This is a genomic window from Marinobacter sp. 3-2, assembly GCF_003751355.1.
Taxonomy (GTDB): Bacteria; Pseudomonadota; Gammaproteobacteria; order Pseudomonadales; family Oleiphilaceae; genus Marinobacter; species Marinobacter adhaerens.
In genome coordinates this window covers 43,278-56,176 of the sequence record NZ_RJUQ01000020.1, presented here as the reverse complement: position 1 = coordinate 56,176, position 12,899 = coordinate 43,278, and the positions used below count along the sequence as shown (strand labels likewise).

Sequence of the window (12,899 nt, the reverse complement as noted above, 5' to 3'; positions counted from 1 at the left end):
CAGTCTCTTGGCGGGGTTCAATCAAGTCGAAAATAAGATTAGTCGAATCTTTGCTATATTTCCCTGAATCGTTCGTTTCAGAGATCCACTCAATGAAAATCCCCAAAACCTTAAAATTTACTTCCGTCATCATCGGGCTTTCCCTGGCGGGATGCTCAATTCAGAACACGCTGTCACTGGGCGTTGACGATCCCTGCGCCTCACTGAAAGGCATCGTTGCTGATTACCCCTCTGGTTTTGAGGCTTACCGTGGCAGCTCCAATAGTTTCAGCTCGGTAACTGTCTACAATGCCAAAGAGCAGATAATCCGCGGACACTGCGAAGTCTGGAGCTGGGCCAATAACGACAGCGCCTACGTCTGCTCCGGCAATACTCCCAACGACGAGGTGGCGACCACCAGGTACAACACGGCCGTAAACTGGATGGGACAGTGCCTGGGTGATGACTGGTCAAGCACGGAAGGGGAAAGAGCGAGGGATGGGATGAATGCAGGAATGGTAACCCGGTTCAGCTCGGCTGAGGCTGGGAAACCGAATGTATCGGTTCACAAGGTGGCCTTCCGCGGCGATTCAGCGGTTTATGTGTATGTGGGTACACCCAGTCGTTTGGCGGAGTTCTAACCCGAGAAACCCTGCCAGTTGAACAACAAAAAGGGCCACCCTCAGAGGTGGCCCTTTCTGTTTTCCGGGCTAAAGCAGGCGTCAGCCCAGGTTCTTTTTCACGAACTTCTGGATCTCTCCCACGATACCGCTACGGAATGCCAGTACCGTCAGGACGAAGATCCCGCCGAGGATTGGGTCCACCCAGTCACGCAGGGCACCCTGGGACAACTGGTACTCGATGTTAACCACGAAGGTGGCACCAACCACCGGGCCCAACAGTGTTCCCATACCACCAACCAGAGTCATTAGGATGACCTCGCCCGACATATGCCAGTGGGCATCGTTGAGGGAGGCAAGCTGGAACACCACAGACTTCATGGAACCGGCCAGACCGGCCAGGGCCGCCGAGATAACGAACGCAAGCACCTTGTAGCGATCCACGTTGTAGCCCAGGGAGACGGCACGGGGTTCGTTCTGCTTGATCGCCTTCAGCACCTGGCCGAACGGACTACCGACGATACGCTGTACCAACAGGTAGCAGGCGATGAACACCGCCAGGACGAAGTAATACATGTTCAGGTTGTCTTCAAGATTGATGAAGCCCAACAACTCGCCACGGGGAATGCCGTGCATACCGTCTTCACCACCCGTGAATTCAGACTGGACGAAGAAGAAGAACACAAGCTGGGCAAGCGCGAGGGTTACCATCGCGAAATAGATACCCTGGCGACGAATCGACAGCAACGCAAAGCCAGTACCAAGCACTGTGGCCGCCAGCGTACCGGCGATGATGCCCATCTCGGTGCTTAGCCCGCTGTAATTACTGAGCAGGTAACCGGTGGTGTAGCCCCCTGTGGCCAGGAAGGCTGCGTGGCCAAATGACAACAGGCCGGTGAAGCCGAACAGAAGGTTGAACGCCACCGCAAACAGCGCGAAGCACAGGATCTTCATGAGGAAGACCGGATAGATCATGAACGGTGCCGCCAGCAGCAGGAGCAGCAGGACACCGTTCAGAATCATCTTTTTGCGATCCTGAGCGGCCTGTTCCTGAACGATAGCCTTGTGAATGTCGGCGGAATTGACTGGCTGATTCATGGTTATGCCTCCTTACCGAACAAGCCACTGGGCCGGAACATAAGAACCAGAACCATGACCAGGAAGATGATCGCCGAGGATGCCGGCGGGTAGAAGGTTTTGGTGAGCCCTTCAATCACGCCCATCAGAATACCGGTGATGATGGCGCCGCCGATGGAGCCCATACCGCCGATAACCACCACGGCGAAGACCGTAATCAGTGTGGCCGACCCCATGACCGGTGTCACCGAGTAGATGGGCGCGGCCAGAACACCTGCAAAGGCTGCCAGCGCAACACCAAACCCGTAGGTGAGGCTGATCAGAAGCGGCACGTTAATGCCAAAACCCTGCATCAATTGAGAGTCTTCCGTGCCGGCCCGCAGGTAGGCGCCCAGCTTGGTTTTCTCAATCACGAACCAGGTTGCAAAGCAGACGACCAGTGCCGCTACGATGACCCAGGCCCGGTAGTACGGCATGAACATGAAGCCGAGGTTTACGCCACCCTTGAACATGTCCGGCATGGTATAGCGAAGCCCGGAAACCCCGAACCAGTTCACCAGTACACCCGAGATGATCAGCGCGACGCCGAACGTCAGCAGCAGACTGTAGATGTGATCCTGCCCCGCAATGCGACGCAGCAGAAAATATTCAATGGCGACACCGAAGGCACCAACCAGAAGTGGCGCCAGCAATAAGGCGACCCAGTAATTCACGCCCAGATAGTCGAACATCAGGACGGTGGTCATGGCGCCGAGCATATACATGGCGCCATGGGCAAAATTGATGATCTTCAGCAGACCGAAGATGACCGCGAGCCCAAGGCTCAGAAGGGCGTAAAAGGCGCCGTTGATTATTCCGATCAGGAGCTGGCCGGATAGCACAGCTAAAGGGACGCCGAAAATCATGGACATTGGGCTAACTCCAGAAGCAGCACAGGGATTGTTTTTTGGCTTTATTCTTTTCCGTTTTCATGGGTTCGCCCTGCCCTGTTGCAGGACGAACCCATAACGGTCGCTTTTAGTTATTGACCAGCTTGCACTTGCTCTCGGAGAGCGGACGGTAGGACTCTTCGGCCGGGATGGTCCGCAGAATCTTGTACAGATCCCACTCGTTTTTGGACTCGGCCGGGGTCTTCACTTCCGCCAGGTACATATCGTGCACCATGCGGCCGTCAACGCGGATCTTGCCGTTCTTGGCAAACATGTCGTTGATCGGAGTGTCCATCATCTGCTTGCGCACAGTCTGGGCATCGTCAGAACCGGTGGCCTCTACGGCTTTCAGGTACTGCATGGCGCTGGAGTAGATGCCAGCGTGAACCATGGTCGGACGCACGCCGGTTTCTTCCATGAAGCGATCAGACCACTCACGGGTTTCATCGTTCATGTCCCAGTACCAACCGGTGGTGAGCTGGATACCCTGGGCCGTCTGAGCGCCAAGCGCATGCACGTCAGTCAGGAACAGCAGCAGTGCCGCCAGAGTCTGGCCGGACTGGGTTACGCCGAACTCACTGGCGGTGGTGATGGCGTTGGTGGTGTCGGCGCCGGCGTTTGCCAGACCGATAACATCAGCACCGGATGCCTGAGCCTGCAGGATGAACGATGAGAAGTCCTGAGTGGGGAACGGATGACGCACTGAACCGATGATTTCACCACCGTTGGCTTCGACCACGCGAGTCACGTCGCCTTCCAGGGCATGACCGAAAGCGTAATCGGCAGTCAGCATGTACCAGGTTTTGCCACCTTCTTTAACGACCGCACTGGCGGTGCCGTTGGCCAGCGGATAGGTGTCGTAAACGTAGTGGATGTGGTTCGGGGTACAGTGCTCGTTGGTGATACTGGAAGCCGCTGAACCGGAAATGATACCGAGGCGATCGTGCTCTTCCAGAATCTTGCTCACGGCGATGGAAACAGAGGAAGCCACCATACCGGCTACGAGATCGACATCCTCGTTCTCAACCCAGCGACGTACGGTGCTGGATGAGGTATCCGGGCTGTTACGGTCATCGGCGCTTACCACTTCAATCTTGGCGCCATTTACCTGGCCACCAAAATCGGCAATCGCCATTTCCAGGGCTTTCAGCCCGTTGGGGCCTGCCAGGTCACGGTAGGTGCCGGACATGTCCGCCAGATAACCGATCTTGACCGTGTCGTTGGAAATGGCCGCCTGGGCTCCGCCTACCATCATGGCTGATGCAACGGCTGATGTCAGAAGCTTTTTCATCATTGTCATTGTTGTATCTCCGCTACTGTCTTGCGTTGGTTCGGGTTGTTGTTACTTTTCTTGCTCTCGTCCTATCCGGGATCAGACCCCCAAATAGCCATCCAGCACCGACTGTTTTGCACTCAGTTCGTTGGCGCTGACTTCTTCCACAATCTGACCGTGCTCAACAACGTAATGACGGTCGGCTAACGGTGCTGCGAAGTGGAAATTCTGTTCAACCAGGACAATGGTCAGGCCCTTGTTTTTCAGGGCAATCAGGACCTCTCCCAGCTTTTCTACAATAACCGGGGCCAGGCCCTCTGTGATCTCGTCCAGCAACAGCATGTTGGCGCCGGTGCGCAGAATACGCGCCATGGCCAGCATCTGCTGTTCGCCGCCGGACAGCTTGGTGCCCTGGCTGAAGCGACGTTCATAAAGGTTGGGGAACATGTTGTAGATTTCTTCCAGGCTCATGCCGCCGCTACGCACAACTGGCGGTAGTGTCAGGTTTTCCTGGACACTGAGTGAGGAAAAAATGCCCCGATGTTCGGGGCAATACCCGACACCCAACCTGGCAATATGATGAGGTGCACAGGACATTGTCTCCTCACCATTGATCATAATGGAGCCGGTGCGCCGGCCAACCATATTCATGATGGCTTTGAGCGTTGTGCTACGGCCCGCGCCATTGCGACCCAACAAAGTCACCAGTTCCCCGCGGTTCACCACCATGTCGATGCCGTGGAGGATGTGAGATTCGCCGTAAAAGGCGTGCAATCCGGACAGTCGCAGCTGTTCGTACTCGCGGTCGGATTTCGTGGTCATTGCGCTGCCTCCGCCTGATCGTTGTCGGCGGTGGTGCCGCGCTCGCCGCTACCATCACTGCCCATATACACCTCGCGAACCCGTGGATCGCCGGAAACAGTCGCGTAATCGCCTTCGGTCAGAACAGCGCCCTGAGCCAGTACGGTGATGCGATCACAGAGTTTGCTGACCACGCTGAGGTTGTGCTCAACCATCAGGACAGTTCGTCCCTCGGCAGCCTTGCGTACCAGTTCCACAACGCGATCAACGTCTTCCGAACCCATGCCCTGGGTTGGCTCGTCCAGCAACAAAAGTTGGGGCTCCATGGCAAGCGTGGTGGCCAGTTCCAACGCCCGTTTGCGCCCGTACGCCAACTCAACCGTGGTGGTGTTGGCGAATTCAGCCAGGCCCACGGCGTCCAGGAGCTCCATGCAACGCTGATTGAGCTTGTGCAGGGAGTTACCGGATTTCCAGAAACTGAAGGAGGTGCCCTCGAACGTCTGCAAGGCTACCCGGATGTTCTCCAGCGCGGTCATGTGTGGGAATACGGCTGAGATCTGAAACGAGCGAACAATGCCCTGGCGGGCAATGGCGGCGGACTTCATGGTGGTGATGTCCTGATCCTTGAACAGGATCTGGCCCCGGGTCGGGATCAGGAATTTGGTGAGCAGATTGAAGACCGTGGTCTTGCCAGCACCATTGGGGCCGATCAGGGCGTGAATGTGGCCTTTCTGGACCTTCAGGTTCACGTCGTCGACCGCAACAAAGCCCTTGAATTCTTTGACAAGGTTACGGGTCTCCAGAACGTACTGTTCACTCATGAGCCAATCTACCTTTGTTATTGTTGTGCGTTTTATCTGACTACCAGATTAGATTGACGTATACGTAAACGTCAACACTTAATTGCAGTTTTTAAGTACACTCTCGCTACGCAAAAAGTCGTATAGGAGTTCTACTACCTGGTCCTGCTTTTCCAGGTGTGGCGAGTGCCCCGCATCCTCGAGAAGAACGCCGCGGGCCTTTGGTCCGATGCCGGCAACGATATCCGTGACCTGCTCCGGCACTCCGTATTCGTCGTTTTCTCCCTGAATGATAATAGCCGGACATTCAATTGCCGCCAGCCAGCGACTGAAATCCATCGCCGCCTGAAACCCTTCGTCACGCCAGACTGTCTGCCAGGCGTTGAAAAGATCGTCAGTCCGGTTGCCGTGATAGCGCGCCAAACGATCCCGGATATCCGTCTCCCGGTAACGTACGGCCATTTCCTCGATACCAGCGAGGGTCAGGTGATCGGCATAGATGTGCGCCGCCATGGTCGCCAGCGCCTTTACACGGCCCCCCATGGTGCCGGCAGTCACGAGGGCAATGGAACCACCGTCGCTGTGCCCTATCAGCACCACATCCCTGATTTCGAGCTTGTCCAGGAGACGGGGCAACCACTGTTCGCCAGCTGTCTCGAGGTAATCGTGTGGGCGCGGGAGCTCTTCATCGGAAGAATGGCCATAGCCCTGACGATTGTAGATCAGCGCGTCGCAGCCGGTTGCTTTCGCGAGCTTTTCCGGAAACTTACGCCACAAGGCGATGCTGCCCAGGGACTCGTGGAGAAAAACCAGCACCGGCCCTTTCGGTTCCGCGTGCTGGATTCGCCTGACTTCCAGCTCAATACCGTCGCCTATCGGCACCATCATGTCACGAATCTGCATGGGATTACCGGTTTGGCGGAATTGAATAGGTCATGGTGGAGTGAGCAACCGGCTCTTCGGCACCTTCCGAGTAAACGAACACTTCGCCCACGCCCATGGTACGGCCGACTTTCAGCATGGTGGCACGGGCCCAGATGGGCTGATGCGCCACCGGCTTGCGCAGAAAATTAATGTTCAGATTGGTGGTCACCGCCAGGGGAACCAGGCCAATCTTGCTCAACAGCGCCGCATAAAGGGTGACATCCGCCAGCCCCATCATGGCCGGCCCGGAGACGGTGCCCCCGGGCCTGAGATGCGCCTCATCCACTTCCAGTTTCATTTCTGCCCAGCCATCCCCGAGCTTCTGCAGGGTGCCGTAGGCCTCCCCCTGCGGAAACTGCTCGTCAAGGAAGGCCTGCAGCTCTTCGAACGTAATGATCATGCGCCGATTTCTTCCTTGGCCTGATTACGCAGGACAAACCGCTGGATCTTGCCGCTGGGAGTCTTCGGCAGCTCATCGACAAACTCAATCTCCCGGGGGAAGGCGTGGGTCGAGAGCCTGCGACGCACCAACTCCTGCAGTTCGTCTTTCAGGGCCTGTTCGTCTCCAAGAGCGTAATCGCCCTTGATCACCACATAAGCCTTGATGATGGAACCGCGCTTTTCGTCCGGCTTGCCGACAACGCCGGACTCCGCCACAGCGGCGTGCTCGAGCAGTGTGCTCTCGACGTCTGCCGGTCCCACCCGATAGCCGGCCGTGGTGATGATGTCATCATCCCGACCACTGAAAGAGAAGTTGCCATTGCCGTGGTTGATGACCATGTCGCCGGTGAGGTAGTAGCCGTTAACGAACGGGTCCTTTTCACCCCAGGTGTAACCGTCGAAATGGAAAAGCGGGGACGCTTTTACGTCAACCGCCAGCTGACCAACTTCACCCTCGCCTACAACCTCGTTTTTCTCGTTCAGCGCGACCACCTTGTGGCCAGGAGAGGCATAGCCCATGGAGCCTTCACGGACCGGATGCGCCAGACCGTGGAAGTTGCAGCAGGTCATGCCAGTCTCGGTCTGGCCGTAATGATCTTTAACCGGGCAGTAGTGACGGTTGCGAATCCAGTTCACCACTTCCGGGTTCAGAGGCTCGCCGGCACTGCTGGCAACCCGAAGGCCCAGGTTCTCGCCTTCCGGCAGCACGTGATCGTTTGCCTTGAGCAAACGGTAAGCCGTAGGCGCCGCAGCCAGGTTGGTGATCTTGTACTTGCGGATCATGTCGTAGGTGGATTCCGGGGTAAAACCACCCGGGTTGAAGTGCGTGGCGTGGCCCATCAGCAGCGGCCCAACCACGGCATAGTAAAGACCGTAGGCCCAACCGGGATCGGCCACGTTCCAGAACCTGTCACCATCCTGCAGATCAATGGCGTATTTCATGTAAACGTAGAACGCCAGCAGCGCTTTGGCCGGTACCGCAACCCCCTTGGACTTACCCACGGTGCCAGAAGTGAACATCTGCAGGAACGGATCGTCGCCCTTGATCATGACAGGCTCAAAATCGCTCGACTGGGCCGCCAGGGTCTCTTCGAAGCCAGGGATGTCCGCGCCAATCTCACTGGCGTTCACACCCACAACCGGCGGGCAGACTTTGACGTCGTTCAGCTTGGGATAGTTCTCCGGGTTGGTCACCACCAGCTTGGTGCTGGCCCGCTCAAACCGGTACTCAATGGCCCCGGAACCAAAGGCCGTGAACAGCGGCTGATACACGGCACCAGCACGCAGGGTTCCGGCGATAACGATCAGCAGCTCCGGAGTGCGCGGCAGGAGTGCAGCCACACGGTCGCCCTTTCCGATGCCCTGGGATTTCAGATAATTGGCAAAACGCGCAGAGGCCTCTTTCAGCTCGGCGAAAGTCAAAGTGCCGTCACCGCCATCTTCGGTTTCGTAGTAAAGCGCAACCCGACTCGGGTCATCTGCCCATTTGTCGCAGATTTCGTGACAGACATTGAGCCCGCTATCCAGACGTCCATCCAGGATGTCCGCTTCCAGAGCAGCAGGATCGAAGTTGTTGTAAACGTCGGTATATTCCGGAAGGCTCATTCTCAACTCCTGTTGTTTTTATCATTGAAAGCACGGGTCAAGGTTTAGCACAGGCTTCACTTTACGTAAAGGTAAACTTTAGACCAAAAAGGAAGAAATCTGTGTGGCTTTATGAGCAGGAAAAGCGGGTGCGACAGGCCTGCCGCACCCTTGAAGGGATCAAACACAAAAATCAGGATTTCGGCGTAATCTTCCCGGGATGGCGGCTTGAAAGTATGTGGTGCAGGGAGCCGCACTCCACCATGGGATCATCGCAATTGACCACGATGTCGGAGCGGGCAATGACATAACCCTTGCCGGTGATGCTGTTTTTGATCACTTGGTACTCACCCTCTTCCTCAACAGAAGTGAATTCACCGATAAAACCCGTCTCTCTGAGGGAAACGGTTTCCAGCTTGTCGCCCGGCTTGATACTGCCTTCGTAATTCATCAACGCCAGACGGGCGGAAGTGCCGGTGCCCGTTGTGCTCCGACAGATCACACCGGGATGCACATAGGTTGCCGAGCGGGACCGGTAATAGCCCTCTGCCACATGCTCCACAGGGCCCATGAAGTGCAGGAACGGCAGTGGCCCTACGTCGCCAAGCGTATAATGGGAAAAGCCCCGCTCTGCCTGAATCGCCTCGACAATGGCGTGGGCGGTTTCAGCGAGTTTGCGTTCTTCGTCCAGGGTCAGATCGAAGCCCATGCTGGCTGAATCCACCAGCGCATAAAAGCCGCCGCTGTATGCAACACTGTAGGTAATCTCGCCCAGCGAAGGCACGTCGATGGTGGCCTTGTAGGTGTGGATATAGCTGGGCAGACCTTCACAGGTGATGGCTTCTACCACTCCGTCGTGCACCGTCGCCTCAATCTGGACCAGTCCGGCGGGCGACTCCAGTATAAAACTCTGCTGGCCTTCCTGTTTGGGCACAATGCCCGCTTCCAGCACCGCAGTAGCCGTGCAGATAGTGTTGGAGCCCGAGTAGATAGGGTAGCCCATGACTTCCATGATGATGTAACCGGCGGCAGCTCGCGGATCCGTGGGCGGCACCAACAGATCCACAGACATTTCCGGTATCCCGTAGGGCTCTTCCAGCAAAAGCCGGCGTAGACCGTCGGCGTCATCCCGCAGGTACTCCATCTGCGCTCGCACGGTATCGCCGGGCAACAGATCAATACCACCGGTCACGATCCGGCTGACATCACCGCCGGCATGGGTATCCATCAACTGAATGGTCAGTTCCGGTTTCATCAAGCGCTCTCCAGTGACCAGGGTTGGCCGTGTTCTTCCCATTGTGAGTCGGGAACGATCACGATCTTGCCGAGATAATTACTACCCCGGTTCACAAAATATTCTTCTGCCCGGTGCAGATCAGAGAGCCGAAACGCACCGTGCAGAACCGGTTTCAGTTGCCCTCCCCGGATCCAGGCCATAAGTTGTTCCGCCTCTTCTCGGGTGCCATGAGATACCCCGAAAATCTGTACCTGATAGAGGTAGATCCGGGTCCACAGGATTTCGCTGATGTTGCCGCCACTGGCCCCGGCAATACTCAGGCGCGGGTAGGTGCTGCGGGCGTTCATATCGAAGATCATGGTGTCGATGAACACATCGGTCATCTCTCCGCCCACCAGGTCCATCACCGCATCAATGGGCTTGCCTCCGGTTTCCGCTTTCACCCGATCTACAAAGCTGTCCATATCGGAGCGATCCAGCACCGCCTCGGCGCCCAGTTCCAACAGCGCTGCCGCTTTGTCCTGTTTACTGAGAGCATAGGGAATAGCCCCCATAATTCGGCAAAGCTGGATCAGGGCCGTGCCAACGCCCCCGCTGGCGCCGGTCACCAGGACCCGCTCTCCGGCCTTGATGTTGGCCGAGGTAAGCATGTGCATGGCGGTCTGGTAGGAACACATGCCCATGGACGCCACTTCGGCATCCGCCAGTTCGGCATTGGGTATGTGATGGAACTGGTCAGCCGGCAGCGCTACGTATTCCGCGTAACCGCCGTCGGCACCGTGGCCGTAGTAATCGGGCGTGAGATTGATGTCTCGGCGGTCATTGGCGTAGATGTTGAAATCCAGAAGCCCCCGTTCTCCAATGCGGGACTCATCCACACCGTCACCAACAGCTACAACGCGCCCGGCGATGTCTGCCCCCTGAATCCGCGGAAAAACCAGCGTGGGCTTGCCGCCCATCTGGAAGGATGTCATTTCGCCTTTTTTGGTGGGATACAGCCCTTCCCGTGCCTTGCGGTCGGTGTTGTTCTTCGCCGTTGCCGTAACCTGAACAAGCACCTGACCGGCTCCGGGCGCAGGAACAGGCACGTCCTGGTACTCCAGTTTATCGACATCACCGTGACCGGTAAGAACCATGGCTTTCATGGTGTTCGGGATCATGGGCTGACGATCCTCCCTGTTTGCTGAATTTCGGGTATTCAAAGAGGATAGGTGAGTTTACCGGGCGTGTCAGTGCGTGTTGCGGGTATCCATTATCAGACTACCGGGCAATCACTTTATAGACAGGACGCAGCTTGGGAATCTGCTTGAGTACCACCTGGATGACCGTCATCAGAGGCACCGCCAGTAGCACGCCCACCGGCCCCCAGAGCCAGCCCCAGAAGAAGATCGAGACGAAGATGATCACCGGATTGATCGCCATCCGAAAGCCGTGAATCCAGGGTTCGATAAAGAACCCGACCAGCGTGGTCAAACCCAGGAAGCCCAGCGGCGCAATGGCCATCATCCAGAACTCATCAAGGCTAATGGCAGAGACAATCGTCAGCATGGAGATAGAGAGAATAACCCCCAGATAGGGAATGAACCGGGCAAGCCCGGCGACCAGTCCCCACACAGCCGGATCCGGCAGCCCGACGGCCCAGCAGATCAGGCCCGTTGTGGTGCCGACGGCCAGATTACTCAGGCCGAGAACGCCCAGGTACTGGGCAATCTGATGCTGAGAATCGTGGGTAATCCGAAGCACGGTTTTCCGCTGATCAATGGGCAACTGACGGACAAAGTTCTTGATCAGACGATCACCGCTCACCAACAGGAAATAGGTCAATGCCAGCGCCAAAGCCAGGCCAGCGATGCCGTTCCGGGCTTTGGCCATCAACTGGTTGCGCCATGAATCCGTCTGCAGAACAACCGTCGTTGGCTGTTGCCTTTCTGACTCCGAGAGCTCCTCAACGGACTTTTCAACCTGTTCCGCAGACTCGGAGACTCTGGCGATCTGGCGACTGATTTCGCTCTCGCCCACCAGCAGCCTCGATATCCCCTGGGGCACTTCCTCAACCCACTTGAGGGCAGGCGTCGCGACGGCCAGTGTAATGCCGACGATGCCGGCGAGCACCAGGAGCACAAACACCAGGGAGCTGATCATCCTGGGAACCCGCCACTTAACGTATGCCTTCTTGACCAGGGGCGAGAGCAACAGGCTCGTCATCACCGCAAGAATAATGGGCAGGACAATCTGATGAGCAACGTACAGGGTGTACAGGATTCCCAAGCCGAACAAGCCGTATATCGGCGTGGCAAGATCCGATGAAATCAGTAGGCGCTTGTTCTCACCCGGCGGTTCCTTATTTGTGGATTGGTCTTCCATGATGAAGCCTGTATACCGTGAAAAAAAGCTGGCCCGGTAAATCCAGGCCAGCGTTAAAAACGGTCAGTCTACCTTCACCATGGCGCGAGCGCACCCGGGAGAGGGTTACGCGGGGTTCACTTGAGTCGTATTCAGCGCCCGATCAGCTCGCCATCTTTGGCAAAAAGGAGGTGTCCACCCAATACCGCTTGGGGTTTGTGGGATTGATGTAAACGGGAATGGACTCGCTCTGGATATGGTCCGAAGGATCAAACCAGAGGTTGCCGCTCCTGAAGACATGGATATCGGAGGTGACCGGATTCTGCCACTGGCAAACGATCTGATAGGGGCTCTTACCGTTCATGACGATCATCTGGTTCTTTTCGACACCCTGGAAGATACCCTGAACCCGTTGCCCGGTTTTGCGAAGTTTGGCAGCCCCACTGTTCCTAATAGCCGGCACAACAAACATACCGGCTCCAACCATAAAGAAAACACCGCCCAAACCCCCTACGATCAGGGTTACTCCCCACAGCGAAAAGAATCCATCGATTCTTGCAGACTCAGCATTGCCGGGCATGAACAACACACGAACCGTCTCTCCGCGACTGTAACTCGGAGGGTTGCTGCCGCTGGATGAGAGGAACTCTGTGAGCCTGCCTTTTTCGTCTTCAAAACGGACGAGAGGATAGTAGGCATTGGAATCACTGGATCGTGATCGAATCAGGTCGGTTACAACGCCCGGCTTGGCTGTCGCGGTTTCAAGAAAGGTTGAAGTGCTCTGGAAAGAGAAAAAGACGCCGACAAGCATGCCGACACCCACGAGTGAAAAAATCACCCGCAGCGTATTGAAGGTTTTCATATCAGTTCCCTTGAAGATTGCTTCCTTGC

13 protein-coding genes are annotated in these 12,899 nt (G+C 56.6%); 1 reads left to right on the top strand and 12 read right to left on the bottom strand.

Annotated elements, in window-relative coordinates; translation table 11 throughout:
* Nucleotides 1-92: 92 nt before the first annotated feature.
* Nucleotides 93-620: a hypothetical protein gene (locus EDB94_RS19990; protein WP_108019398.1), complete on the top strand. Its 528-nt coding sequence runs from the start codon at nt 93-95 to the stop codon at nt 618-620.
* A gap of 81 nt (nt 621-701) precedes the next feature.
* On the opposite strand, the gene EDB94_RS19985 is transcribed toward EDB94_RS19990, so the two are convergent.
* The 12 genes from EDB94_RS19985 to EDB94_RS19930 form a co-directional block, all read right to left on the bottom strand.
* Entirely contained in the window at nt 702-1,697 is a 996-nt protein-coding gene (locus tag EDB94_RS19985) for a branched-chain amino acid ABC transporter permease (protein WP_108019400.1), read from the bottom strand.
* Nucleotides 1,698-1,699: 2 nt separating this feature from the next.
* Nucleotides 1,700-2,587, bottom strand: coding sequence for a branched-chain amino acid ABC transporter permease (locus EDB94_RS19980; RefSeq protein ID WP_041645051.1), 888 nt, complete (start codon nt 2,585-2,587; stop codon nt 1,700-1,702).
* Between the two features lie 106 nt (nt 2,588-2,693).
* Nucleotides 2,694-3,905: an ABC transporter substrate-binding protein gene (locus EDB94_RS19975; protein ID WP_008175914.1), complete on the bottom strand. Its 1,212-nt coding sequence runs from the start codon at nt 3,903-3,905 to the stop codon at nt 2,694-2,696.
* Between the two features lie 72 nt (nt 3,906-3,977).
* A complete protein-coding gene (locus tag EDB94_RS19970) occupies nt 3,978-4,700 on the bottom strand; it encodes an ABC transporter ATP-binding protein (protein ID WP_008175916.1) in 723 nt (240 codons plus the stop codon).
* Nucleotides 4,697-5,500, bottom strand: coding sequence for an ABC transporter ATP-binding protein (locus EDB94_RS19965; protein WP_008175919.1), 804 nt, complete (start codon nt 5,498-5,500; stop codon nt 4,697-4,699). The genes EDB94_RS19970 and EDB94_RS19965 overlap by 4 nt, the downstream gene beginning before the upstream one ends.
* A 78-nt stretch (nt 5,501-5,578) precedes the next feature.
* Entirely contained in the window at nt 5,579-6,382 is an 804-nt protein-coding gene (locus EDB94_RS19960) for an alpha/beta fold hydrolase (protein ID WP_008175921.1), read from the bottom strand.
* Nucleotides 6,383-6,386: 4 nt separating this feature from the next.
* Nucleotides 6,387-6,803 carry a PaaI family thioesterase gene (locus EDB94_RS19955; RefSeq protein WP_008175922.1) on the bottom strand — a complete coding sequence of 139 codons (417 nt, stop codon included), beginning with the start codon at nt 6,801-6,803 and terminating at the stop codon, nt 6,387-6,389.
* The gene (locus EDB94_RS19950; protein WP_108019402.1) at nt 6,800-8,449 is read right to left on the bottom strand and encodes an AMP-binding protein; all 1,650 of its coding nucleotides are present in this window, start codon (nt 8,447-8,449) and stop codon (nt 6,800-6,802) included. Before EDB94_RS19950 ends, EDB94_RS19955 begins: the two co-directional genes overlap by 4 nt.
* 172 nt (nt 8,450-8,621) lie before the next feature.
* Nucleotides 8,622-9,683, bottom strand: a complete 1,062-nt coding sequence (locus EDB94_RS19945) for a proline racemase family protein (protein ID WP_108019404.1) — start codon at nt 9,681-9,683, stop codon at nt 8,622-8,624.
* The gene (locus EDB94_RS19940; RefSeq protein ID WP_108019406.1) at nt 9,683-10,825 is read right to left on the bottom strand and encodes a zinc-binding dehydrogenase; all 1,143 of its coding nucleotides are present in this window, start codon (nt 10,823-10,825) and stop codon (nt 9,683-9,685) included. The genes EDB94_RS19945 and EDB94_RS19940 overlap by 1 nt, the downstream gene beginning before the upstream one ends.
* Before the next feature lie 100 nt (nt 10,826-10,925).
* Complete coding sequence (locus EDB94_RS19935; RefSeq protein WP_108019408.1) at nt 10,926-12,029, bottom strand: AI-2E family transporter; 1,104 nt, start codon at nt 12,027-12,029, stop codon at nt 10,926-10,928.
* A 142-nt stretch (nt 12,030-12,171) separates the two neighbouring features.
* Nucleotides 12,172-12,870, bottom strand: coding sequence for a DUF3592 domain-containing protein (locus EDB94_RS19930; protein WP_260312642.1), 699 nt, complete (start codon nt 12,868-12,870; stop codon nt 12,172-12,174).
* Between the last annotated feature and the right edge of the window lie 29 nt (nt 12,871-12,899).